Source organism: Flavobacterium sp. GW823-FHT04A11 (assembly GCF_058796535.1).
Map to the genome: position 1 here is coordinate 1,159,852 of NZ_CM179503.1, position 23,998 is coordinate 1,183,849.

A 23,998-nucleotide genomic window follows, 5' to 3' on the forward strand; every position below is an offset into this window, starting at 1 on the left:
AAATTCCAATCTTGAAAACAAACTTCAACTTCAATATATTTTTTGTTCCACGTGGAACAAAAAATACATCAAGCTTTAAACTTTACATTTAAGCTGTTCCACGTGGAACAGCTTAAAAAATATTTCTAACTTCAATTTATTCATGTTCCACGTGAAACATTGTTATTAGAGTTTCAATTAAACGTTTCACGTGGAACAATGGAAATCGATATTTAAAATTTAAAATTTAAACTATTGTTCCACGTGAAACATGGTAATCTTTTCATCTTCTTTAGAACGCATGATTTCTGCGTCTTTATCACTCTTGTCTTTATATCCACAATAATGTAATATACCGTGAGCAAGAACACGTTTTAATTCCTCTTTAAAAGAAACATTAAAATCCTTTGCATTGTCTTCTACTCTTTCAACAGAAACAAATATATCTCCGTTTAATTCATTTCCAACTGTGTAATCAAAACTGATAATATCAGTAAGTGTGTCATGATTTAAGTATTCTACATTTATCTTATGAAGATATTCATCATCACAGAAGATATAATTTATCTCTCCTTCGTTTTTATTTTCAGATACAATTACAGCGCTCAACCAATCAGAAAAAGCTTGTTCGTTATCTAAAGTAAATTCGGTTTCGTAATTAAAATTGATCATTTTGTATTAAAATATTCTTGAACCTTTTGATTAAAATTCGAGCGCAAAGGTAGTGATTGTCTATTTAAAATCTCCACACTGTTTAAATATTCCAAAAGTGAACTTGGCAAAGCATTCGTTCTATTTGTAAATTCAGCTTTATTTGTTTCAGATTGGCGCTTCGTATCCTGACCTTGTTGCTGAACCGCATTGTTTAATTTTAATAATTCTTGTTGAATATTTAATATACGTTGCAGGTTTTCATTCTTAAAACCTTTGTTTAAAATTTGTTTTTCTGAAGCTTTCATTTGATCAATTACAGATTTACCCTGAGAATCTAATCCTTGTTTTGCTAATTCCTTTTGCAACGCTTCACGAAGTTTTACCTGTTCTTTATAAATTTCCATGATTGCTTCTGCATCTCCTTCTCCATCATTTCCATTCTCACCATCTTTCCCTTCACCTCCATTCTTACTTCCTTGTCCATTTTTACCTTCCCCATTCTTTCCTTGATTTCCTTTTCCGTCTTTTCCATTTGGATCTTTACCTCCTTCTTTTCCCTGTCCTTGTTTTCCTTCTCCACTTTGACCTTGTTTTCCCTCACCAGGTTTTTGTCCTTGTTGCATTCCCTCTTTCATTTTATCACCCAAACCTTTTTGCTTTTGAATAATATCCGGTAATTGCATTCCTTGTCCATCACCCGGTTTTGGTTTTCCCGCTCCCGGTTTAGACATCGACATCTGCATATTATTTAAAAGATCACTTAAAAAGTCCGCTAACTTATTTGCAGATGAAGTTGCATATTGCTGATGTGAAACTCCTTTTGGAACCTGAACATCTGTCAAAGTTTCAATTGCTTTATCAATATTGTATTGAACATTTCCAATTTCTTTCGTTACATCTTCAGCAACTTTTGGATTACGTAATGACAATGCAAACAAACTATCATCAACATGTTTGAATTGTTGTTTTAAATTTTGCTGAATTTTGATGTTCTTCGTGTAAGCTGATGAACCCAATTTCATAGATTTAAATTGTTTCATCACATCTTCCTGAGATAAAGAATACGCTAAAAGATTATCCAGAATCTGACGAAGCATGGCAACATCTTCTTCCAATTGTTCCTGATCGCCGCCTTCCATACTTGACTGCATTTCCTGAGACATGCTTTTCATTTTCTTCGCAGCACTTTTTTGTTTTGGCTTAGCCGAAGAAGTATTCTTTTTACTCAACTCCTCAGAAGCTTTTTGTAAATCAGAATCTACATCTTTTTCTTTTGAAGCATCCGAAGGAATATCGATTGGAGATTTTAAAGATTTGTTTTCTTGTTTTAAATCCTTTAGATCTTCTTTGATTTTATCAAACGCTTTATTAATATCGTCTTGCTTTTCTTTAGTGTTTTCTCCATCTTTATTAGAAAGCTTTTCTTGTTGTTCAGCCAGTTTACTTAATTTATCAGCAACCTGTTCTGCTTTCTTTTCTACATAAAAACGCTTCGTTAATTCAACTAATTGTTCTAAATTACGAGATTGGTTTTTGCTGATTTGTTTGAATTTTTCCATCTTATCAAACAACTCTTCGCTTTGTAATTTATCATTTAAGTTCTTCAGCTCGTCCATCAACTTCTGATTTTTTTCTAAATCTTTCTCGGCATTGTCCAAACGCTTTTGTAAATCATCAGCAGTTTTATCTTTCTTTTCAGATTGAAACTTGTCTAAATTCTTATTCATTTTCTCAGCAAATTGCTTCATCATTTCGTCTTGTTGTTTTTGACGTTTGATAAAATCGCTTACTTTTTGCTGATCTTTAAATTCTAAATTATCTTTTTCTTTTCCACTTTTCTGAAGCTTATCCATTTCAGAAAACTGTTTGGTTTGATTCTTTAATGATTTTTCTAAACTATTAATATTGTCATTTTGCTGTTGCAGTTCCATATCGCGAACTTCATCTGTAGTAGAAACACGATCAGAAAAAACAGAAGACTTTGTGCTCTTAAAACCATGAGGTGCGTCGTTATCAAAAACCTCAAAATAGTATTCATAAGATACTCCTTCTTCAACGGCAAGATTACTTGGAAAGTTAAAAACGAACTGATCAAAAACGGTTTGCTTTACCGGAATAGTTCCACGCTTGGCTGTGTTTGGTTTGTTGCGTTCGTAATAAACAATCTGCAATTTTGATAATCCGTAGTCATCACCCAATCTTCCTAACACATAATTTTTATCCAACTTTAAACTATCCGGCGCAGGCGAAACTGTGATTGTTGGGTGCTGATCTTTGATAACAGAAAGCTGATAATCTAATTTTTCGTAGTTTTTGACTTTATTATTAGAAGTAAGAATTTGATATTCTGTATTTTGACTTATATTTTTAGCCAATTTAAACTCATTTTCGGCCTTCTTGAACTTAAAAGTTGCGTTTTCATCCTTCCAAACAATTTCCTGAGTCGACTGCGTATTCATTTTCCAGGTTACCAAAGTTCCTTCCGGCAAGATTGCGTTTCCGGTTCCCTGAATAGTTTCTGATTTCTTTTTTAGATAAGATGGAAAATTCAACACCATTTCGAAGTTCGCAATTGAAGGAACTGTGATGACTTTCAATTCATATTCTTCTGATGAAACTGAATTTCCTTCAAAATAAAAAGCAACATTAGATACTGGCTTTTCAATCTTGAATTCAAACTTTCCCGTTTGAGATGATTCCATAAAATAACTTTCATCTCCAACATGAATCATCACATTCTCCGGAACGACATTCCCAATTGATTCCATTTTGATAACGAAATCTTTGTTTTGTTCTGTCTGTAAATTTTGATTCAGCACTACAAACTTAAACGGAGCCGGAGGTAAAAAAGTAGCATTAAAATGTACTACTCTATTTAAACTTTGAGAAATTATATTGCTATTTCCTGAAATATAAAACACAACAAAAAGCAAAATTGGAATAATTGCCAATGGTAAATATTTCTTATTTGATTTAAAATTGATCGCATTTCCAAATGGAATTGGCTGTAATGAATTTGCTTTTTGCTCTATCGAAGCCAACATCAATTCAGAACTTTCTGCTGAATTCTCAGAAGCCGAAAGCTGTAGAAAGTTCGTTAGTTTATCACTCACTTCTGTAAAATGGTTTCCAATAATGGCTGAAGCCTGATTATAATCAATTCCTTTTTGAAGCTTGAACAACTTAAAAATTGGGAATAAAATAAATCTAAACAAAAGGAAAACTTCTACTGCTATAAATAACCAAAACAAAAGGGTTCTTCCCATGGGTTTCAACCAAAGAAAATACTCTATAAAAAGCGTAAATAAAAAGTACAATAATCCAAAACCAATAAAAAGAAGTCCTCCTTTTATCAATTCGTTCGTGTAATATTTTTTAATAAACGCTTCTAATTTTTGATATATAGCAGATGTTGTTTTCAAAATAAAATCTCTTTTAATTATAACCTATAAAAGTAGTAATTTTAATTAGATAATTATCAATGAGAAAATTAGTCAATTGAGCTACAAGCAAGCCATTATCTAATTGAAACTCATTTTCTAATTCTCTAATTAGAATTGTATCTTTGCAACAAAATTTAAACAAATGTCAAAGCAAGTTCGTGTGCGTTTTGCACCAAGTCCAACAGGACCTTTACATATTGGCGGCGTTCGTACTGCCCTATTTAATTATTTATTTGCCAAAAAAAATAATGGTGTTTTCTATCTAAGAATTGAGGATACAGATCAGACTCGTTTTGTTCCTGGTGCCGAAGCTTATATTATGGAAGCTTTAGAATGGTTGGGAATTGCTCCTGAAGAAACTGTTGGGAAAAATGAAAAATTTGGTCCGTACAGACAAAGTGATCGTAAAGAATTATACCAAACTTATGCTGACCAATTGATCAATTCCGGTTGGGCATATTATGCTTTTGATACTCCGGAAGCTTTAGATACTTTGAGAAAAGAACAAGAAGCGGAAGGAAAAACATTTATTTACAATCATACAAATCGTGAAAAATTAGATACTTCTCTTGTAATTTCATCTGAAGAAGTGGCTAAAAGAATTGCAAATGGAGAACATTATGTAATCCGTTTTAAAACTCCGGTTAATGAAACTTTACACTTAAAAGATATCATTCGTGGTGATGTAAAATTTGAAACCAGTTTACTTGACGACAAAGTTTTATTTAAAAGTGACGGAATGCCAACCTATCATTTAGCTAATATTGTGGATGATCATTTGATGGAAACTTCACATGTAATTCGTGGTGAAGAATGGTTGCCATCGATGCCGCTTCACGTTTTATTATACAGAGCTTTTGGTTGGGATGCTCCGGAATTTGCACATTTACCTTTGATTTTAAAACCAATTGGAAACGGAAAATTATCAAAAAGAGATGGTGATAAATTAGGATTTCCTGTGTTTCCATTAGAATGGAAAACTGAAGAAGGGATTTCATCTGGTTACAGAGAGAAAGGATTTTTCCCGGAAGCAGTTGTAAACTTCCTTGCTTTGTTGGGTTGGAATGATGGAACGGATAAAGAATTATTTTCATTAGAAGAATTAGTTGAAGCTTTTGATTTAAACAGAGTCCATAAATCTGGAGCAAAATTTGATCCTGAGAAAAACAAATGGTTCAATCACCAATACCTTATCAAACAAAATAATGAAGATTTAGCGAAGAGCTTTACTCCTATTTTAGTTGAAAAAGGCTTCTCGATTCCGCTTGAAGTGACAACAAAAATCGTTTCATTGGTTAAAGAAAGAGCACATTTTGTTTCTGAATTTTGGGATTTGACTGATTTCTTTTTTCAGGCTCCAACATCTTATGATGAAAAAGCAAGCAAAAACTGGAAGGAAGAAACACCGGCTTTAATGCAAGAATTGATTTCGACTCTAGAATATATTGATGGTTTTGATTCGGCAAATATTGAAGCAATCGTAAAAGACTGGCTAACGAAAAATGAAATTGGAATGGGTAAAGTAATGCAGCCTTTCCGTTTGAGTTTGGTTGGAGCTCTTAAAGGTCCTCACCTATTTGACATTGTTGAAATCATCGGAAAAGAAGAAACGATTTCCAGAATTCAGAAAGCAATCGCAACTTTATAGTTTTTAGAATATAAAAAAATCCTAACGCTAAGAAACATTCATAATATGTTCTTAGCGTTTTTTTTATGTTTAAAAAATTGGATATGGCAGAATATTCGTAATTTACCGGATCATAAAATCTAAATTAATATCACCATGAGTACAGCATTAATTATCCTTTTAGTCTTCGGATTTTTCATTTTTATGTCTTCATTTTTTACTGTAAAACAACAATCTTCAGTTGTAATCGAAAGATTTGGTAAATTTTTAAGCGTAAGAAATTCGGGTTTACAACTTAAAATTCCTATCGTCGACAGAATTGCAGGACGTGTAAATTTGAAAATTCAACAGTTAGATGTTATCATCGAAACCAAAACCAAAGACAACGTTTTTATCAAAATGAAAGTTTCGGTTCAGTTTAAAGTTATACAGGAAAAAGTATACGATGCTTTTTATAAATTAGAATATCCTCACGATCAGATTACCGCTTATGTTTTTGATGTCGTTCGTGCCGAAGTTCCTAAACTAAAATTGGATGACGTTTTTGAAAGAAAAGACGATATTGCCATTGCAGTAAAAAGAGAATTGAATGAAGCTATGACAACTTACGGATATGATATTATCAATACTTTGGTTACTGATATCGATCCGGACATTCAGGTAAAAAATGCCATGAACAGAATCAACGCTGCCGACAGAGAAAAAACAGCTGCCGAATTTGAAGCCGAAAGTTCAAGAATTAGAATTGTTGCAAAAGCAAAAGCCGAAGCAGAAAGTAAACGTTTACAAGGTCAAGGTATTGCAGATCAGCGTCGTGAGATTGCCAGGGGTTTAGTAGAAAGTGTTGAAGTTTTGAACAATGTTGGTATTAATTCTCAAGAAGCTTCTGCCCTGATTGTTGTTACGCAACATTATGATACATTACAAGCTATTGGCGCAGATGCAAATTCTAATTTAATATTGTTACCAAATTCTCCACAAGCCGGAAGTGATATGCTAAACAATATGGTTGCTTCATTTACAGCTTCAAACCAGGTTGGTGAAATGATGAAAAAGAACAATAAAAAAGTAGAAAAACCAAAACCTATTCAGCCACAATCTGGATATGAAGATGACATTCAACCGGAAATAAAAGAATAAAAAATAGAGAACAAAAAAAGAAAAGAGGCTTAATGGCCTCTTTTTTTATTAATAAACCAGTTGATTGCAAATGGTAAAATGGACTGTAAAATTTTTGGATAAGATGTTGAAACGTACTCTTTGAATGAAGAAAATACGCCACCAACAATATTTTGAGGCGTTATACTTTCTTTAGTTTTTTGAAAACTTAGCACTAATTTTTGATAATTGATATCCTTTTGTAATTTCAGAATTTCTAAATCTTTTTCGACTTCTGCGTATGATGAGTATTTTTTTGCCTCCATAAATTAATCATTAAAAAAGATTTCTGAAAATTTTTCTAATATAGGACCTTCAACAAACTTGTCTTTTATCAAGAAAAGTAAAATTGTAAAAATAAAATAGATCCCTCCTACTGCCAAAAATCCAAGTGCATTACTTTCAAACAAAGATCCAAAAGCATATGCTGCAGCAAACGATCCAAAAATTAGAACCATACTAAAACACAATAAAATCAAAGTAAACTTAAAGATTAAAGTTGTTGATTTCATCGCAACTTTAAAACCCCAAAGTTTGTAATATGCTAAATGACTTTCGAGATAAACTTTTGCCTGATCCTGAATGTTTTCGGTATTTTCTTTTAATTCTTCAAAAGCCATAATTAGGTTTTAGGTTAAAAAAAAGCACAAAACCGACTTAAAAAAGAAGTAAGTTTTGTGCTTTTACACATTATTATTTTTGAAATTTAGCGTTCTGAGACTTCAAATCTGCCAATTTTGATTCTAAAAAAGTAATAACTTCTTCTGTTTTGTGGCTTACGTTTGAAAGTAACTCATCTAAAGTTCCGTCAAGGTTTTGTGTAGCTCCGGCAAATTTTTCACGAAGAACATCAGAAGTAGCTCCCAATGAATCTTTTAAATTGTGCTTTGCATCATCATAACCTTCTTTAATTTTTGATCTCGTTTTTGAACCTTTATCCGGAGCCAATAAAATTCCTATTGCTGCTCCTACCGCAGCACCAGCTAAAATAGCCGCAAGTGTATTTGAATTATTAGACATAATATTAAAATTTAAATGAATACTAAAGATACAGTTTTTTAAAATATAAATAATTGATTAAAATTTATTTGCTTAATAATTAACAATAAAATTAATACATATAAGCAATGGCTTCGTATTTACCATCTTTTTCGATTATGCTAACAAAAGGATAACCGTTTGAAGCAGACTTAGTTTTGATTCTCAAAGCTGTTTGATTTTTGTTAGCCATTGGCGGTTCTCCTTTTGTCTTTGTCGAGACTCCTGTAAAATTTGCCGCCTGTTTTAAACCTATTGTCTTTTCCCGAGGTAAAACAGTTACCATTGAATAATCAGATTTTGAATCTATTATAACTTTATCAGATATTTTCTGAGTCTGATTGGTTTGCTTGTTCGTAATTTTTGAAACAGCATACTTGCTAATTTTATGTTCTTCGGCACTTCCGTTTACCGCATAGTAAATTAAACCATTTTCATTTTTAATAAAATTGACATCTAATTCTTCTCCGTTGTGTTTTGTAATTTGATGGGTTTGAGAAATTGCAATGTTAGCAAACAAAATAGCTAGTGTAAAAAATAAATTTTTCATGATAATTAAATTTAAGGATTAAAAAATTTCTTAGTTCAAAATGAAAATCAAAATTTAAATAAACCACAAAATCAATTTCATGAAACTTTAAAATTATAAAATGCAAATGAAAAAATACTTTTACAGAGAAGTATTATCTAAACACAATTACAATTACGAATTGACCATAAAACCAATTTTCAGAATTCAGACTTAGAATAAATTCTAAAAACAAAAATTACATTTTTGAATTTCAGAATACTCAGCTTCGATTCTTAAAGTGTCATTTTTAAAATTATAAAATTTCAGATTTGACCTTTGGCTAAAAATAGCAACTTTATAAACAATTGTATGTTAATAACCCGTTAAACTGCGAAAAATGATAGCCAAATCTAAAATAAAGCTTAAAAATCAACTATTATTCAAAAGATGAGTTAAGAGATGGAAGTCATGAAAAAAAGCCTTAAAATTGATTTATGGAAGTCAATTTCAATCTAAATTAATTATTAAATTTAAATTTAAAATAGATTTTATATATAATAATAAAAAACTTTAATAAACTTAATAATGATCAATTAATATTATACGTTAAAAATTTTAATCTTTAAGAAAATTTTAAATCTGAGTAAAAATTGAATTGAATTCCATTAAATTATTATGGATTTGAGTTATAAACAATTCGTTGTTAATAAGCGGAAAACCTGGTGAAATTGAAGTCTAAAACTAAAATAAAGCGTTTTAATTAATCATTTCAAAAAAGATGATTAATGACTTCAAAGAATTAAAAAATCGCTTTAAAATCAATTTATGAATGCTACTTTTAATCTAAAATATTTATAAATTTTGTATTTATAATAGAAAAAGTAAATAATAAAAAAAGCGCTTATAAAAAGCGCTTTTCAATAGATTATAGTGATATTACTTCTTTACCATCTCGGTAAGAATTTCTATTTCTCTTTCCGAAGCACTTTTCGGAGGATTTGAATATAATTTCAAAATTTCATCATCAAACTGATTTTTGAAACTTGCAGCTTCAATATCTCTTAAATTTAAAAGTGCTTTTGATCGAACATAAGTTGATTCACTTCTAAGAGACATCGTATATAATTTTTTAATATCTTCTTCTTCAAAATCTGTAGATTTCCAGTTAGAATATTTCAAAATAAACTGAGCAAACAACAATGAACCTTTGTTATTGTTGATATTCTTCTTTAATGAATTTTGTAACAAAGAAAAACTAGAAACATTTTTGATGCTCTCCCCTATCGCACTTTCAATTGCAATACGTTCCGGTTTACTTTCAACTTTAAAATATTTGTTGATATCCTTTAAAGAATTATTAATGCTGTTTTCTTCTTTTTTACCTTTTTCTTCCCAGGCATCTTTTAGTCCAACAGTTTTGTTAAAGACTAATTTTGAAGTAGTTGAGTCTTTATCAACAGTAAAATAACCTAAACGTTGAAACTGAAATTTATCTTCATTTTGAGCTGTTGCCAAACTCGGTTCAACGAATCCTTTCACAATTTCTAATGAATTTGGATTTACAAAATCTAAGAAATTTTTGTCTTTATAACTGTCTGGTGCCTCATCTGTAAACAAACGATCATACAGACGAACTTCTGCTTCAACTGCATGTGTGATAGAAACCCAATGTAAGGTTCCGGAAACTTTTCTCTGGCTTGCTTCTGTTCCGCTTCCGCTTAAAGAATCTGTATCATACGTTACATGAATTTCTGTAATATTTCCTTCAGCATCTTTTATAACGCTTTCTCCTTTAATGATATACGCATTTTTAAGACGCACTTCTTTTCCTAAAGTCAAACGGAAAAATTTAGCCGGAGCTTCTTCTAAAAAGTCTTCTCTTTCGATGTATAATTCACGAGAAAAAGGAACTTTTCTAAAGCCGGCATTTTCATCTTCCTGGTTATTTTCGGCTTCCAGCCACTCTTCTTTTCCTTCCGGATAATTGGTAATAACCAGTTTTACAGGATCTAAAACAGCCATTACACGAGGTGCAATTTTGTTCAAATCTTCACGAATACAAAATTCTAAAACTGATACATTAATTAAATTATCACGTTTTGCAATACCAATTGTATTAGCAAAATTACGCAAAGAAGCAGCTGTATAACCGCGTCTTCTTAACCCTGAAATAGTAGACATTCTAGGATCATCCCAACCGTTAACATGTTGTTCTTTAACTAATTGTTGTAATTTTCTTTTACTAACAACGGTATGTGATAAGTTACGTCTTGCAAATTCTCTTTGCTTTGGACGAATCTGATTTTCATCAATAATCTGATCTAAAAACCAATCGTATAATTCACGGTGAGGCAAGAATTCAAGTGTACAAAATGAGTGTGAGATTTCTTCAAGATAATCACTTTGTCCGTGTGCCCAATCGTACATTGGATAAATTTTCCAGCTATCTCCCGTTCTATGATGGTGTTTGTGCAAAATCCTGTACATGATAGGATCACGCATCAGCATATTGGTCGATTTCATGTCAATTTTTGCACGAAGAATATGTGTACCAGCCTCAAATTCACCGTTTTTCATTCTTTCGAATAAATCTAAATTTTCTTCAACAGAACGATTTCTGTATGGACTATCAGTTCCTACAGTTGATGGAGTTCCTTTTTGAATCGCCATATCTTCAGAAGATTGGCTGTCAACATAGGCTTTATCTTTTTTAATTAATAAAACCGCCCAATCGTATAATTGTTGAAAATAATCAGATGCATAACGTTCTTCTGCCCAGGTATAACCCAGCCATTCCACGTCTTTTTTAATGGCGTCAACAAACTCCTGCTCTTCTTTTTCAGGGTTTGTATCATCAAAACGTAAATTCACAGGAGATTGATAATCAATTCCTAAACCAAAGTTTAACGCAATAGAACTTGCATGTCCAATGTGTAAATAACCGTTTGGTTCTGGTGGAAAACGAAAATGAAGTTTATTTTGTGAAAGACCCGATTTTAGATCTTCCTCTATGATTTGTTCAATAAAATTGAGTGATTTCTCTTCTGATGCCATTATTTTATAGTAATTTTAGCAAAGATAAAAAAAAGGTTTCAGGTTTCAGGTTTAAAGTTACTTAACTGGCGTTAAACCTGAAACTTTAAATCTGAAACTAAATTTATTAGTATTTTTGCATAAATATTAAAGTTATGAGACAATTAACTGTTACAATTCCAGACGATTTTTACGAAACTTTTGTTAGTTTTTTTAAACATGTTCCTGATGTTTCCATTAATGAAAACACTGAGAATGAAGTCCCGTTATGGCAACAAGAAATGGTTTTAGAACGTATGAAAAACGCCAAACCAGAAGATTTTATCAGCTGGGAGGAATCAAAGAAAAAGCTAAACGCTAAATGGAATAAATAAATGTTTGAAATAATTATTCTCTTAAGAGCTGATGTAGAAGTAGATGAAATTGCTGAATATTATGAATCTTTATGCAGTGGCTTGGGAACAAAATTTTTCAATGAATATCAGGATTATGTAGAAACTTTGAAGACATTTCCTTTTTTTGAAGAAAAATACAATATTGTTCGCATCCTACCTTTAAAGAAATTTCCCTATAAAATTCATTTTACAGTTGATCAAAACGAAAAAATAGTTACTCTACTAGCTGTAACATCAAATTACCAAGATCCAAACACTACAAGAATAAAATTATAAAAATGGGAGTTATTAAACTACAAAATATCCGCACTTTCTCCTACCACGGATGTTTAATTGAAGAAGGAAAAATAGGATCTGACTATACTGTTGATCTAAAGATTAAAACAAATTTACAGAAATCAGCACAAACAGATCATCTTGCTGACACAGTAGATTATGTACATTTAAACAAAATTGTTACTGAAGAAATGGCAATTCGTTCGCATTTATTAGAACATGTAGCCAAAAGAATCAATATTCGTGTACTTGCTGAAATTGAAACCATAGAAAAAACAACAGTTTGGGTTTCTAAAATAAATCCTCCTATTGGTGGTGATGTTGAATCAGTTACTATAAAAATGACGGAAAATAGAAAGTAATTCTTTCAGTTAAAAAACTAATTTTTTAAAATAGTTACTTTTAAAGTTTTGAATTTTAAAGATTTTAGTTACTTTTGCCATCCGTTCAACTACGGCGTCGTGGCCGAGCGGCTAGGCTGGGCTCTGCAAAAGCTCCTACTCCGGTTCGAATCCGGACGATGCCTCTAAAACCTTCAAGGAAACTTGGAGGTTTTTTTGTGTTTAATTTTTAGAAAAAATTAGATAAAAATTTACGTTCGAATCCGTACGATTCCTCTAAAACCTTCAAGGAAACTTGAAGGTTTTTTTTATCCGTCTTTCTCTTTCCGAGGAACGAAGCAATATCACTATCAACTTCTACAAAGATTTATATACTAATTTATACACAACTGTCGAAAAGATTCTTTGTTTCTCAAAATGACAAACTGCGTGATATTGCTTCGTTCCTCGCAAAGACTGCAACTGTAAACACAAAAAAACCTCTGAAATTCAGAGGTCTTAATTTATCTTTTAAAAGTTTTTTCACTTTTTATCTTTCGAATACTATCTCTAATAAACTCTTTACTTTCATAATAGTTTTCCTTTGCTTCTTTTTCTACAATCATAATTTTAATTGGAAGAAGTCTTGGTAAAAGATAATTTTCAGAACCAGGGAAAGAATACCCAATATCATCAATTACTAAAATAGAACCTTTTTTTAACTTTTTAATTGTATTGTTAACATCACTATTAAAGCTATTTCCAGTAACTAAAATCTTTCTATTGTTAGATAATTTTATAATAAAACTATTTATTTTATATTGAGAAAGATTCACATCAAAAAGAAAATTATCAGGTGTACTGTATTGAATAATAGAGTTATAAAGTTCTTCTTTAGTCATTTCTAAAATACATTTTTCACAATTATCTCTATCATTTATTTTTGCGAAAATATATTTAATTCCTCTAATTCTGAATTTATGTTCTTCTGTAATTTTAGACCCACTATTCAATTCGATATCAAGTTTAATTATTGAAAACAAACCTGGACCAGGACTTAATGAATATTTTCCTTCTACTATTTTATTTAATCCAATACCACTAGCAATGAATGATTTACAATTTGGAACTGAAATAAAAATTGGATTTAGAACTCCTCTGTAAACAACATTTAATTTATCAGCAGAAACTACAGATATATTAGATTTATCAACAACTAAAGAATGTTTTTGTGCTACAACATTTAGAGAAAAAGAAAAAAAGAGAAACAAAAGTAGTTTTCTAACCATAATAATTGTTCTACTTTTCTATCTTCTCAAAAGCATTTTTAACCATTTCTTTTTCACCTGGAAACCAACCCTGAGTTATTAAAACCAATCCAAAAATCATTAAAACAATACTAATTACTTTTTTGATTTTTACAATATTTCTTGGTGTCATTTTAGTTTTTAATTGTTTGGCTAATAGTATTTTAATACAATCAACTAACAAATAAGTAATAATTACAGATGTAAAAAAAGTAATCATTCTTGAGTTTTGCATTTCTAATTTTGGCCCTACAGAAATAATTACCGCTAACCAAAAACCCAGAACACCAATGTTAATAACGTTCAATAAAAAGCCTTTTATAAACAAACTGCCGTAATTTCTTTTTATAATATCGCGATCGATTTCTTCGTCATCGATATTTTCTTCGTTTTTTAATCTTACGAAAGAAATAATGCCATACGCAAGCATAATGATACCGCCGAAAATAAAAAGTGCAGGTTTATCTTTTAAACTCTGAATTAATCTGTAACTTCCTAAATAAGCGATTGCTATAAAAAAAATATCACCAAATACTACACCAAAATCAAAAACTATTGCAGCTCTGAATCCTTTTGTAATACTGGTTTCAAGTAGTATAAAAAATACCGGACCTACCATTAAACTTAAGAAAAGTCCCCATGGTAGTCCAGCTAAAATATCATTTATCATTCAAATACAATTTGTTACTTAACCTCCTCAATTTTTCCTCCAAGAACAGTTTTCTGATTGATTTGTTTTGGTTTTCCGTAAATGTAAATAGAGCCTCCTGCGCTTACTTTTGCATCAACAAGTGTAGAAGCATTCACATCTGCTTTTCCTCCCGCAGAAACGCTTACTTTAGTCTGAGACGTACTTAATTTACTTGCTAATAAATAACCTCCTGCTCCAAGACTTGCATCCTGATTTGAAGCTTTACCTGTCAAAGTGATTTCTCCGCCTGAAACTGAACTTACATTTAACTTATCAACATCCAAATCTACATTAATTTTTCCGCCTTCCTGAGCACTTACTTTAAAAACTGTTGCTTTTATAGCATCTTTGCTTGAAACATAAGCGCCTTCGTTTACGTCAATTAGTTCAATACGTTTGTAGTAAACTGTAATATCCAGATCATCTCCGGATAACAATTTAGGAAAAGGCATTCTTAATTTCAATAAACCTTTCTTGTTTACAACTTCAACTTCCGCTTCTCTTGCTCCTTTTATAACAATCTTATTTTCTGAAGACTGAACTAATTTTACACTTAATTTATCGAAAACTTTTACTGAATCAAAATCTCCTAACTCTTTTGTAACTTGTGCAAAAGACATTTGTGCAACTAAAATTGCAGCTCCTATTAATAACTTTTTCATCTTTCTAATTTTAAATTTAATACTATTCTGCTCTTCTTAAAAAATGAAAATCCAGTTGTTTTTTAACTAAATCCGCATTTTTTACCTTAACGTAAATTTCATCTCCTAATTGCAATATACTGTTTGAAGTCGCTCCAACTAAGGCATATTGTTTTTCATCGAAAGTATAATAATCATCTTTTATTTCTCTGATTCTTACCATTCCTTCGCATTTGTTAGACACAATTTCAACATAAATTCCCCATTCTGTAACTCCTGAAATAACTCCCAAAAATTCTTCGTCCTGGTGATCCTGCATGTATTTAACCTGCATGTATTTAATACTATCACGTTCAGCATTAGTTGCTAAACTTTCCATATTAGAACAATGCAGACATTTTGTTTCATACACTTCTTCGTCTACAGAAGCGCCATTATCTAAATAATATTGCAGCAATCTGTGTACCATAACGTCCGGATAACGACGAATTGGTGATGTAAAATGGCTGTAATAATCAAATGCCAATCCGTAATGACCAATGTTTTCTGTCGAATATTTGGCTTTACTCATACTTCTAATGGCAAGAGTATCAATTAAGTTTTGCTCTTTTTTACCATTTACTTCTTCCATCAATGCATTCAAAGACTTGGAAATATCGCCTTTGTTACGGAAATCAATTTTATAACCAAATTTTGCAATTACGGTTTGCATCGCAATTAATTTGTCTTCATTTGGTTCATCGTGAATTCTGTAAACAAATGTTTTCTTTTGTTTTCCAATGTATTCAGCCACTTTTCTATTGGCTAAAAGCATGAATTCTTCAATCAAATGATTGGCATCTTTAGATACTTTAAAGTAAACTCCTTCCGGTTCTCCTTCAGCATCAAGATTGAATTTTACTTCTACTTTATCAAAAGAAATAGCACCATTTGCCATTCTTTTCTTTCTCAAAATCTTAGCTAATTCATCTAACTTTAAAGTTGCTTCAGTAATTTCATCAGAAACTGTATAAGATTCTCCTGTAATTGAAACATCAACCGGAATTGTACTGTCTTTTGTTTCAATGATATACTGTGCTTCTTCATAAGCAAAACGCTGATCTGAATAAATCACAGTTCTTCCAAACCATTGGTTGATAACCTGTGCATTTTCTGAAACTTCAAATATGGCAGAGAAGGTATATTTCTCCTCATTTGGACGTAACGAACACGCAAAATTTGATAAAACTTCAGGAAGCATTGGCACTACTCTATCTACTAAATAAACCGAAGTTGCTCTTTGATAGGCTTCATCATCCAGAATTGTTCCTTCTTCAAGATAATAGGAAACATCGGCAATATGAATTCCAATTTCGTAATTTCCGTTTTCTAACTTTTTGAAAGACAAGGCATCATCAAAATCTTTTGCATCTTTTGGATCTATCGTAAACGTAAGTGTATCACGCATATCACGACGTTTTGCAATCTCAGATTCCTGAATCGAAGTATCTATTTTTTGTGCAAAAACCTCTACTTCTACCGGAAAATCTGATGGCAAACCATATTCTGCTAAAATCGCATGAATCTCAGTATTATGTTCTCCCGGTTTTCCTAAAACTTTAATCACAGATCCAAACGGACTATCCGCTCTTTTTGGCCAGTCTTCAATCGTAACCAAAACAACATCACCGTTTTCTGCTTCTCCAAACTTATCTTTTGGAATAAAAATATCCGTGTACATTTTAGGATTTGCAGTAGAAACAAAAGCAAAATTGGGCTGAATATCGATTACTCCAACAAACTCTGTTTTATTTCTTTCGATAACTTCAATAACTTCACCTTCAGGTCTTTTGCCTTTTCTTCTGTTATAAACGTAAACTTTTACTTTGTCTTTATCCAGTGCACGATTCAAATTATTGGTCGGAATAAAAACATCTTCAGTAAAATCAGGACAAATAAAATATGCCGTTTTTCTGCTCGTCATATCAATTGTTCCTTCGTAATAATCCTGACTTTCAGCTTTTACTAAATATTTACCTGGTTCTGTTTCTATAATTTTCTTTGAAGCAGCCAGAATTTTTAAATCTTTTATAATCTGATTTCTGCTCTTTGTATCGTCAAGTTCTAACTTTGCTCCTATTTGTTTGTAATTGAATGCTTTATTTGGGCTTTGCGATAAAATTTTTATTATTTTGCTTGAGAAATCCTTCTCGTTTTTTATCGGCTTTCTAATTTTCTTACTCATATAATCTTTTCTTAAAAAGTTAAAATTACAAATAAGATATCAGATTATAGATTTTAACAAATAAATTATTAAAAATATAACGTTCTAAAATAGATTTTTATTGAATTTAAAAGGTTATTTGTAATTCGTATCTTTATAAAAAGACACTTTCATGGAAAGCTTTAAAACTATCGCTATATTCAATTATCAGCACGAAACAGTCATTCTGAAGCACTTGTTAGAGCAAGAAGAGATTCCATATTATTTTGAAAACGAAATGACGCTTTCTGTCGTTCCATTTTACACAACGGCACTCGGTGGAATCAAACTTAGAATTCACCCAAACGATTTCGAAAGAGTTCAGCAAATTCTTGACGATCTCAATAATCCACTTCAAATCGTTTAAACAGTTTTCTTTTTCATTCTAAAAAAATTTTTTTCTTTTTTCAAATTTTAAAGTTGTCAACATATATTAAATACAACAAAAAAGAAATTTTAAATTTAATTAATTTTTGATGGTTATTATAGTGTGTTAATATGTCGAATAAATTTATTTTTAAAAGTATTGAAATGAAGTTTTCTTTAGTTATTGGGAGTTATCAACATACTTATATTTTGCTAAATGATTAATTTATAAGACTTTTTGTATTTTAATTAACAACGGTTGACAACCAAAAATGGATTCATTTTGTAGATAAGTTCATATGTTGATATTTGTTGAAAATGGCATTTTTGATATTGATAACTTTTCTAAAAATTCATCAAACTTTATTAGGATTTTTGATTCCGGTTTTGGATTAGTTTTTTTTTCGACACAACCAAAAAAAACTTCTAATTTTCTATCTCAACTTATGAACAAATAATGTTAACTTAAAGTTAATTGAATATCAACGAATTACGTTTTGGTATTAACATTCTAAAATTTTAACAAAATCTGTGTTTATTATTTATTGATTATGAGATACTTATAGCGTTATCAATATTGTTAATAAGTGTTAAAGTTTTGATAGTAAGACTATTGTAGGATGTGATTTTTTTGCTGGGAATTCACGAATCTACTCTAATTCTAAATGCGTTCTTAATTGTTTACAAAGAAAAGAATTAGTGCACATTCGTGAAATTCTCGGCGAACTTTTTTATAATTAATGTGTTGCTACGAATTTCTTTGGTTAAATTTGCACAACACAACTTAATAGTATTTAAAATGAAAATTTCGATAGGAAACGACCACGCCGGACCAGAATATAAAAAAGCAATTGTTGCAATGCTGAAAGCAAAAGGATATGAAGTAACAAATTATGGAACTGATTCTGAAGATTCTGTTGATTATCCTGATTTTGGACATCCAGTTGCAAATGATGTATCTGAAGGAAAAGCTGATTTTGGAATCGTAATCTGTGGAAGCGGAAACGGAATTGCCATGACGGTTAACAAACACCCAAAAGTGAGAGCTGGTTTATGCTGGACTAAAGAAATTGCTTATTTAACGCGTTTACACAATGACGCCAATATTGTGAGTATTCCGGCACGCTTTACTTCTATTCCACAAGCTGTTGAAATTGTTGAAACTTTCTTAGCGACTGCATTTGAAGGCGGAAGACACCAAAACAGAGTGAATAAAATAGCTTGTTCTTAAAAAGTCAAAAAAAATCGCGGTGCTTCGCACCAATATAATATAACACACCGGGCGAATTTTAAATTCATCCGGTTTTTTTGTTTAAATATATTAGATTCAGCTAATTACAAGGTTATTAACATTGTTAATATCTAGATTTTATGAGTTGATATTAGATAAATTGCGCCAATCTGAATTATCAAGATGATTGTAAATTTTATAATAAAAGAAGATTTACTCGTTTTATGTCTGAAAAGTAACATCGCTAATAATAATCCGATAGTACCTCCAATTGCTTCAAAGAAAAATAATGTATTTTCCGGAATTCTGCGTTTATTTTTAATGGCTAAATATTTATCGTAACCGGCTAAAATAAATGCGACACCATTTATAACAAAAAACAACACTAATAAAACTTCCATTGGCTAATAATTAAAAACAAAGATATTATTTTAGTTGTCAAAAATTTAGTGGGAATATAATAATGTAATTCATAATCAATGAGTCCAGTACAATTGTTTGAACAAAAAAAAGTAAGAAGCCATTACGATTCTGAAAAGGAAATTTGGTATTTCTCGGTAATTGATGTGATTGAGATTTTAACGGGAACAGATCGACCTAGAAAATATTGGGGAGATTTAAAAAATAAACTTTTAAAAGAAGGAAGTGAACTGTCCGATAAAATCGGACAGTTCAAAATGGAAGCAGCAGATGGAAAACAGCGAATAACAGATGTGGCTGATACGGAACAACTTTTGCGTTTAATTCAATCTATTCCTTCTCCTAAAGCAGAACCTTTTAAGCAATGGCTGGCAAAAGTTGGTTATGAAAGAATCCAGGAATTAGCAGATCCGGCTCAAAGTTTGGATCGTGCTCGTGATAATTGGAAAAATTTGGGACGCAGTGAAAAATGGATTCAGCAAAGAATGACAGGGCAGGAGACTCGTAATAAATTGACTGACTACTGGAAAGAATCTGGTGTAGAAAAAAAGGATGAGTTTGCAATGCTAACAAATATTATTCATCAGGAATGGACGGGATTATCTGTAAAAAAACATAAAGAAGTAAAAGGATTAAAATCTCAAAACCTGAGAGATCATATGTCTGAAGCTGAATTAATTTTTACCGCTTTAGCAGAACTTTCAACAAGACAAATTGCCGAAAGCGATGAAGCAAAAGGACTTGTAGAAAATGCAAAGGCAAGTAAAAAAGGCGGAGCTATTGCAAAAAACGCCAGAATCGCGTTAGAAGACAAAACAGGAAAAAGTGTAGTAACAGGAGAAAATTTTCTGCCTCCGGGTGAAAAAAAATTGGAGTAAATTGAATTCAAATATTATAAAGATTTAATTTAATTTTAACCCGTCTTAAACAATATAAATATAAAAACATTGCAAAAATTGTAAAGCACTTTTGCATCTTTGCTATTCAAATAAAATAAGAATGACTAATATTCAATTCATTGCCAAAACTGTTCAAACAGCAGCGATTAACATTCAAAACACGGTAAAATTATTAGAGGAAGATTGTACGATTCCGTTTATCTCGCGTTACCGAAAAGATACAACCGGAAATCTGGATGAAGTTGTTATTGAGCAAATTGCAAAGCTGCAGAAAGAATATGATACAATTGTAAAACGTAAAGAAGCTGTTTTAAAATCGATCGAAGAACAAAAAGCACTTACGCCGGAATTGAAACAAAAAATCGAACAAAGTTTTGACTTACAAGAAATTGAAGATTTTTACCTTCCGTACAAAAAGAAGAAAAAAACAAAAGCCGACGTTGCCCGAGAATTTGGTTTAGAACCATTGGCAAAAATCATCATGTCTGAAAATGACGTTGATGTCGATTTTATTTCGACGCAATACTTGAATGAAAATGTTATTAACGAAGAAGCTGCAATTCAGGGCGCGCGTGATATCATCGCCGAATGGATTAATGAGAATATTTATGTTCGTAAGCAATTGCGACGATTATTTAATAGAAAAGCGACAATAGGAACTAAAGTTGTAAAAAAGAAAAGCGAAGAAGAAGGAGCTCAAAAATTCAGTCAGTATTTTGATTGGGAAGAACCTTTGACAAAAGCGCCTTCGCACCGATTATTAGCGATGCTTCGTGCAGAAAATGAAGGTTTTGTAAAAATGAAAATCGATGTTGATATTGACGAAGCGTATGATATTATTGATGAAATAATCATCAAAAAACAAAATAGTACCACGGCACATTTGCAATTAGCGATTGAAGATAGTTACAAACGATTATTGAATCCGGCGATTGGAAACGAAACATTGCAGGAAGCAAAAGCAAAAGCAGATGCGAACTCGATTCAGGTTTTTGCAAATAATTTAGGTCAGTTATTATTGGCTCCGCCTTTGGGCGAAAAACGTATTCTGGCAATCGATCCGGGATTTAGAAGTGGTTGTAAAGTAGTTTGCCTGGACGAAAAAGGAGATTTATTATACAATGAAACTATTTACCCGCATGCGCCACAAAACGAGGAAGCGATGGCGATTAAGAAAATCCGTTCGATGGTAAACGCATACCAAATTGATGCGATTTCTATAGGAAACGGAACGGCATCGAGAGAAACCGAATTTTTCATAAAAAAAATAGCGTTTGATAAACCGGTACAGGTTTTTATAGTTTCTGAGGCGGGAGCTTCGGTATATTCGGCATCAAAAATTGCGCGAGAAGAATTTCCAAATTATGATGTAACGGTTCGTGGTTCGGTTTCTATTGGAAGACGACTTTCAGATCCTTTGGCCGAATTGGTAAAAATTGATCCAAAAGCCATTGGCGTAGGCCAATACCAACATGACGTTGATCAAACAAAACTAAAAGAAGAATTAGATAATACGGTAATTCGCTGCGTGAACTCGGTTGGAATTAATATTAACACGGCGAGTAAACATTTACTAAGTTATGTGAGTGGAATAGGTGAGAAGCTGGCCGAAAACATCGTTCAGTACCGTTCAGAAAATGGTCCGTTTGAAGATAGAAAGCAGTTGAAAAAAGTGCCTCGATTGGGCGACAAAGCCTATCAGCAAGGCGCGGCTTTTATTCGAATTTCGAATGCGAAAAATCCGCTGGATAATTCGGCAGTACATCCTGAAGCTTATCCTGTTGTGGAGAAAATGGCGAAAGATTTAAATCTTTCCGTAAATGACTTAATTGCCAATAAAGAGAAAACAGCGCTTATTAAAGCCGAAAAATATATTACACCTGAAATTGGTTTGCTTACGCTAAAAGATATCATTAAAGAGCTTGAAAAGCCTGGATTAGATCCAAGAAAATCGGCTAAGGTTTTTGAATTTGATGCGAATGTAAAATCAATCAAAGATTTAAAAACCGGAATGATCTTACCGGGAATTGTGAACAACATTACCAACTTCGGTTGTTTTGTTGACATCGGAATCAAAGAAAGCGGATTGGTTCACATTTCACAATTGAAAGCCGGATTTGTAAGCGATGTAAATGAAGTGGTAAAATTACACCAACATGTTGATGTTAAGGTTACAGAAGTTGATGAAGACAGAAAGAGAATTCAGTTGACGATGGTACTTTAGAAAATTCCAAAAAATAAATTCCAAATTCAAAAATCGGAAACGAGAAATAAAAAAATCCCAAATTACAAATTGTAGTTTGGGATTTTCTGTTTCTATGATTACTTCAAAATTACTTTTTTGGTGACACTTTTAAAATCATCATTAGATATCTTTATAAAATAAATTCCGGAAGCTTGATTGGCTAAGTTAATTTCCGTGGTTTCAGAAGTTGTTTTCTGTTGGTGAATTATACTTCCCGAAGGAGAAATTACAGAAATGGTTGATTGCTGAGGTGCGTGAACCGTAAATCGATCTTTACTCGGATTTGGGAAAAGAGTAACCGTAGATTTCTCAATATCAAACTCATCATTAGATAAGGTTGCATTTAAAGGCAAATAAAAATTTCCTGTTAATAAAAATGAATACAATGTTTTTAAAGTGTGATTAAAATAACTGTTAGGCTCATTCAAATTGTTTAAATCGGTATAAGAAGCGTTTAAATGTGCCTGATTTTCTCCGCCCATCGCAGCGCAGGCAAAGGCTCCAACAAAAGTAGCGTTGTGCCATTGTCCTATTACAGAGCCATTTTGATTGTAACCATCCTTGATATTTGCAGATCCGCCAAGAGTTACGCGAACAAAGTCTGATGATTTTTTAGAATAGGTTTTAGCATCAGCAGTACCATACCATAAATAGTCAACGGCGATTCTCCATGGCGTTCTGGCCGCATCATAAGTATAGGTTTTTCCGCCGTTATTATATCCTCCGGCTTGAGAAGAATAAGCCCCGGATTCCGTGCACCAGTCAGAAACTAATCCGCCAGCAGCATTATTAACCGTTAAATTGTTGTTGATAATAGTATACGATTTTGCCGCAACCGAATTCCAAAAAGCGGCATCGTTTGTAAAAGCTCCGAAAGCTCTGTAATATGCCGGCGAAAAATAAGAAGGGTTTGTAATTTGGCTTCCGCCGAATTGGTCTCCGGGTTTTAATACAAAAGTATTGGCTTCAACTTCATGAGCTTTTACAGCGGCAATTAACGTTTTAGCATCATTTTTATAATTAATTGTTCCGGTGCTTGCCCATTGAAAATCAGCCACAATTAAGGCAAAAGCAGCATCAAGTTCAGCATCGGTTGCGCCATTTGCGCCATTAATTCCGGAACAGCCGCTGATTTTCCAGTTCATCACACCGTTTGCATTGACATTGTCTTTATAATACAGCCAAAGACCGTCAAAAAGGGTTTTATCAGCCATATATACAGAAAGAAGCATTCCATAACCAATTCCCTCAGAAACAGTTTGAGAAGGGTCATCAAATTTTATTCTTTTTCGACCATTTGAACAATCAGCAACAAAATTTGCTTTCCAGGTGTCATAATTGGTTTGGGCATCCTGGCTGTTTCTGTTGGCTGCCATAAGACCACTTCCATAAACTTTGTTGGCAGGAAAAGGCTGGGCAGGATTTTGTGAATAACTTTTGAGACACAAAAATGCAATACTTACTAAAAGTAGGTTTTTCATATTATTATTTATTTGATTTAGGGACTCTAAAAGTAAGAATT

General features: G+C 31.9%; 22 protein-coding genes and 1 tRNA gene. 10 read left to right on the forward strand and 13 right to left on the reverse strand.

Annotation, left to right across the window (positions count from 1 at the left end):
- Positions 1 to 231: 231 nt before the first annotated feature.
- Both ybeY and AC3QL1_RS05035 read right to left on the reverse strand, forming a co-directional pair.
- The gene (gene ybeY, locus AC3QL1_RS05030; RefSeq protein ID WP_492495641.1) at positions 232 to 651 is read right to left on the reverse strand and encodes an rRNA maturation RNase YbeY; all 420 of its coding nucleotides are present in this window, start codon (positions 649 to 651) and stop codon (positions 232 to 234) included.
- Positions 648 to 4,055 carry a hypothetical protein gene (locus AC3QL1_RS05035; RefSeq protein ID WP_492495642.1) on the reverse strand — a complete coding sequence of 1,136 codons (3,408 nt, stop codon included), beginning with the start codon at positions 4,053 to 4,055 and terminating at the stop codon, positions 648 to 650. Before AC3QL1_RS05035 ends, ybeY begins: the two co-directional genes overlap by 4 nt.
- Positions 4,056 to 4,218: 163 nt before the next feature.
- Between AC3QL1_RS05035 and gltX the strand changes: the two genes are divergently transcribed.
- Both gltX and AC3QL1_RS05045 read left to right on the forward strand, forming a co-directional pair.
- Complete coding sequence (gene gltX / locus AC3QL1_RS05040; protein ID WP_492495644.1) at positions 4,219 to 5,724, forward strand: glutamate--tRNA ligase; 1,506 nt, start codon at positions 4,219 to 4,221, stop codon at positions 5,722 to 5,724.
- 135 nt (positions 5,725 to 5,859) lie between these two features.
- A complete protein-coding gene (locus AC3QL1_RS05045) occupies positions 5,860 to 6,843 on the forward strand; it encodes an SPFH domain-containing protein (protein WP_492495645.1) in 984 nt (327 codons plus the stop codon).
- A gap of 29 nt (positions 6,844 to 6,872) precedes the next feature.
- Here AC3QL1_RS05045 and AC3QL1_RS05050 read toward each other — a convergent pair whose 3' ends face one another.
- The 5 genes from AC3QL1_RS05050 to AC3QL1_RS05070 form a co-directional block, all read right to left on the reverse strand.
- Entirely contained in the window at positions 6,873 to 7,127 is a 255-nt protein-coding gene (locus tag AC3QL1_RS05050; RefSeq protein ID WP_492495647.1) for a DUF6327 family protein, read from the reverse strand.
- A 3-nt stretch (positions 7,128 to 7,130) separates the two neighbouring features.
- Complete coding sequence (locus AC3QL1_RS05055; RefSeq protein ID WP_492495649.1) at positions 7,131 to 7,481, reverse strand: competence protein; 351 nt, start codon at positions 7,479 to 7,481, stop codon at positions 7,131 to 7,133.
- Positions 7,482 to 7,554: 73 nt separating this feature from the next.
- Positions 7,555 to 7,881, reverse strand: a complete 327-nt coding sequence (locus tag AC3QL1_RS05060) for a YtxH domain-containing protein (protein ID WP_492495651.1) — start codon at positions 7,879 to 7,881, stop codon at positions 7,555 to 7,557.
- A 91-nt stretch (positions 7,882 to 7,972) separates the two neighbouring features.
- A complete protein-coding gene (locus AC3QL1_RS05065; RefSeq protein ID WP_492495653.1) occupies positions 7,973 to 8,449 on the reverse strand; it encodes a hypothetical protein in 477 nt (158 codons plus the stop codon).
- A gap of 897 nt (positions 8,450 to 9,346) precedes the next feature.
- Positions 9,347 to 11,464 carry a glutamine--tRNA ligase/YqeY domain fusion protein gene (locus AC3QL1_RS05070; protein ID WP_492495655.1) on the reverse strand — a complete coding sequence of 706 codons (2,118 nt, stop codon included), beginning with the start codon at positions 11,462 to 11,464 and terminating at the stop codon, positions 9,347 to 9,349.
- A 134-nt stretch (positions 11,465 to 11,598) separates the two neighbouring features.
- Between AC3QL1_RS05070 and AC3QL1_RS05075 the strand changes: the two genes are divergently transcribed.
- The 4 genes from AC3QL1_RS05075 to AC3QL1_RS05090 all read left to right on the forward strand — a co-directional run bounded on the left by AC3QL1_RS05075 (position 11,599) and on the right by AC3QL1_RS05090 (position 12,640).
- Positions 11,599 to 11,817 (forward strand): hypothetical protein, encoded by a 219-nt coding sequence (locus AC3QL1_RS05075; RefSeq protein WP_492495657.1) that lies wholly within the window; start codon positions 11,599 to 11,601, stop codon positions 11,815 to 11,817.
- Entirely contained in the window at positions 11,818 to 12,114 is a 297-nt protein-coding gene (locus AC3QL1_RS05080; protein ID WP_492495658.1) for a hypothetical protein, read from the forward strand. It abuts the gene before it with no gap.
- Between the two features lie 2 nt (positions 12,115 to 12,116).
- Entirely contained in the window at positions 12,117 to 12,476 is a 360-nt protein-coding gene (folB, locus tag AC3QL1_RS05085; protein ID WP_492495660.1) for a dihydroneopterin aldolase, read from the forward strand.
- Between the two features lie 93 nt (positions 12,477 to 12,569).
- A tRNA-Cys gene (locus AC3QL1_RS05090) sits at positions 12,570 to 12,640 on the forward strand.
- A gap of 318 nt (positions 12,641 to 12,958) precedes the next feature.
- Here AC3QL1_RS05090 and AC3QL1_RS05095 read toward each other — a convergent pair.
- Genes AC3QL1_RS05095 through rnr form a run of 4 tightly spaced genes read right to left on the reverse strand, consistent with a single transcriptional unit; the run spans position 12,959 to position 17,297 of the window.
- Positions 12,959 to 13,723 (reverse strand): GldM family protein, encoded by a 765-nt coding sequence (locus AC3QL1_RS05095; protein ID WP_492495662.1) that lies wholly within the window; start codon positions 13,721 to 13,723, stop codon positions 12,959 to 12,961.
- A gap of 10 nt (positions 13,724 to 13,733) precedes the next feature.
- Positions 13,734 to 14,411, reverse strand: a complete 678-nt coding sequence (locus AC3QL1_RS05100; RefSeq protein WP_492495664.1) for a LysE family translocator — start codon at positions 14,409 to 14,411, stop codon at positions 13,734 to 13,736.
- A 14-nt stretch (positions 14,412 to 14,425) separates the two neighbouring features.
- The gene (locus AC3QL1_RS05105; protein WP_492495666.1) at positions 14,426 to 15,094 is read right to left on the reverse strand and encodes a head GIN domain-containing protein; all 669 of its coding nucleotides are present in this window, start codon (positions 15,092 to 15,094) and stop codon (positions 14,426 to 14,428) included.
- Between the two features lie 22 nt (positions 15,095 to 15,116).
- Complete coding sequence (rnr, locus tag AC3QL1_RS05110) at positions 15,117 to 17,297, reverse strand: ribonuclease R (protein ID WP_492495667.1); 2,181 nt, start codon at positions 17,295 to 17,297, stop codon at positions 15,117 to 15,119.
- Positions 17,298 to 17,448: 151 nt separating this feature from the next.
- Here rnr and AC3QL1_RS05115 point away from each other — a divergent pair, with 151 nt between their 5' ends.
- Positions 17,449 to 17,682: a DUF2007 domain-containing protein gene (locus AC3QL1_RS05115; protein WP_492495669.1), complete on the forward strand. Its 234-nt coding sequence runs from the start codon at positions 17,449 to 17,451 to the stop codon at positions 17,680 to 17,682.
- A 798-nt stretch (positions 17,683 to 18,480) separates the two neighbouring features.
- Positions 18,481 to 18,912 carry a ribose 5-phosphate isomerase B gene (gene rpiB, locus AC3QL1_RS05120; RefSeq protein ID WP_492495671.1) on the forward strand — a complete coding sequence of 144 codons (432 nt, stop codon included), beginning with the start codon at positions 18,481 to 18,483 and terminating at the stop codon, positions 18,910 to 18,912.
- A gap of 131 nt (positions 18,913 to 19,043) precedes the next feature.
- On the opposite strand, the gene AC3QL1_RS05125 is transcribed toward rpiB, so the two are convergent.
- Entirely contained in the window at positions 19,044 to 19,313 is a 270-nt protein-coding gene (locus AC3QL1_RS05125; protein WP_492495673.1) for a DUF1294 domain-containing protein, read from the reverse strand.
- A gap of 78 nt (positions 19,314 to 19,391) precedes the next feature.
- On the opposite strand from AC3QL1_RS05125, the gene AC3QL1_RS05130 reads away from it, so the two are divergent.
- Entirely contained in the window at positions 19,392 to 20,210 is an 819-nt protein-coding gene (locus AC3QL1_RS05130) for a BRO family protein (protein ID WP_492495675.1), read from the forward strand.
- 121 nt (positions 20,211 to 20,331) lie between these two features.
- Positions 20,332 to 22,455 (forward strand): Tex family protein, encoded by a 2,124-nt coding sequence (locus tag AC3QL1_RS05135; RefSeq protein WP_492495677.1) that lies wholly within the window; start codon positions 20,332 to 20,334, stop codon positions 22,453 to 22,455.
- Positions 22,456 to 22,553: 98 nt separating this feature from the next.
- On the opposite strand, the gene AC3QL1_RS05140 is transcribed toward AC3QL1_RS05135, so the two are convergent.
- On the reverse strand, positions 22,554 to 23,957 hold the full coding sequence (locus tag AC3QL1_RS05140; protein ID WP_492495679.1) for a glycosyl hydrolase family 8: 1,404 nt from the start codon (positions 23,955 to 23,957) through the stop codon (positions 22,554 to 22,556).
- Between the last annotated feature and the right edge of the window lie 41 nt (positions 23,958 to 23,998).

What these genes read in the sequence shown, in the direction of transcription:
- AC3QL1_RS05050 (WP_492495647.1), bottom strand. Translation starts at nt 7,127, where the DNA reads ATGGAGGCAAAAAAATACTCATCATACGCAGAAGTCGAAAAAGATTTA.
- AC3QL1_RS05100 (WP_492495664.1), bottom strand. Translation starts at nt 14,411, where the DNA reads ATGATAAATGATATTTTAGCTGGACTACCATGGGGACTTTTCTTAAGT.
- ybeY (WP_492495641.1), bottom strand. Translation starts at nt 651, where the DNA reads ATGATCAATTTTAATTACGAAACCGAATTTACTTTAGATAACGAACAA.
- AC3QL1_RS05070 (WP_492495655.1), bottom strand. Translation starts at nt 11,464, where the DNA reads ATGGCATCAGAAGAGAAATCACTCAATTTTATTGAACAAATCATAGAG.
- AC3QL1_RS05105 (WP_492495666.1), bottom strand. Translation starts at nt 15,094, where the DNA reads ATGAAAAAGTTATTAATAGGAGCTGCAATTTTAGTTGCACAAATGTCT.
- AC3QL1_RS05140 (WP_492495679.1), bottom strand. Translation starts at nt 23,957, where the DNA reads ATGAAAAACCTACTTTTAGTAAGTATTGCATTTTTGTGTCTCAAAAGT.
- AC3QL1_RS05075 (WP_492495657.1), top strand. Translation starts at nt 11,599, where the DNA reads ATGAGACAATTAACTGTTACAATTCCAGACGATTTTTACGAAACTTTT.
- AC3QL1_RS05135 (WP_492495677.1), top strand. Translation starts at nt 20,332, where the DNA reads ATGACTAATATTCAATTCATTGCCAAAACTGTTCAAACAGCAGCGATT.
- AC3QL1_RS05045 (WP_492495645.1), top strand. Translation starts at nt 5,860, where the DNA reads ATGAGTACAGCATTAATTATCCTTTTAGTCTTCGGATTTTTCATTTTT.
- gltX (WP_492495644.1), top strand. Translation starts at nt 4,219, where the DNA reads ATGTCAAAGCAAGTTCGTGTGCGTTTTGCACCAAGTCCAACAGGACCT.
- AC3QL1_RS05060 (WP_492495651.1), bottom strand. Translation starts at nt 7,881, where the DNA reads ATGTCTAATAATTCAAATACACTTGCGGCTATTTTAGCTGGTGCTGCG.
- AC3QL1_RS05065 (WP_492495653.1), bottom strand. Translation starts at nt 8,449, where the DNA reads ATGAAAAATTTATTTTTTACACTAGCTATTTTGTTTGCTAACATTGCA.
- AC3QL1_RS05095 (WP_492495662.1), bottom strand. Translation starts at nt 13,723, where the DNA reads ATGGTTAGAAAACTACTTTTGTTTCTCTTTTTTTCTTTTTCTCTAAAT.
- AC3QL1_RS05055 (WP_492495649.1), bottom strand. Translation starts at nt 7,481, where the DNA reads ATGGCTTTTGAAGAATTAAAAGAAAATACCGAAAACATTCAGGATCAG.
- folB (WP_492495660.1), top strand. Translation starts at nt 12,117, where the DNA reads ATGGGAGTTATTAAACTACAAAATATCCGCACTTTCTCCTACCACGGA.
- rnr (WP_492495667.1), bottom strand. Translation starts at nt 17,297, where the DNA reads ATGAGTAAGAAAATTAGAAAGCCGATAAAAAACGAGAAGGATTTCTCA.
- AC3QL1_RS05115 (WP_492495669.1), top strand. Translation starts at nt 17,449, where the DNA reads ATGGAAAGCTTTAAAACTATCGCTATATTCAATTATCAGCACGAAACA.
- AC3QL1_RS05080 (WP_492495658.1), top strand. Translation starts at nt 11,818, where the DNA reads ATGTTTGAAATAATTATTCTCTTAAGAGCTGATGTAGAAGTAGATGAA.
- AC3QL1_RS05130 (WP_492495675.1), top strand. Translation starts at nt 19,392, where the DNA reads ATGAGTCCAGTACAATTGTTTGAACAAAAAAAAGTAAGAAGCCATTAC.
- AC3QL1_RS05125 (WP_492495673.1), bottom strand. Translation starts at nt 19,313, where the DNA reads ATGGAAGTTTTATTAGTGTTGTTTTTTGTTATAAATGGTGTCGCATTT.
- rpiB (WP_492495671.1), top strand. Translation starts at nt 18,481, where the DNA reads ATGAAAATTTCGATAGGAAACGACCACGCCGGACCAGAATATAAAAAA.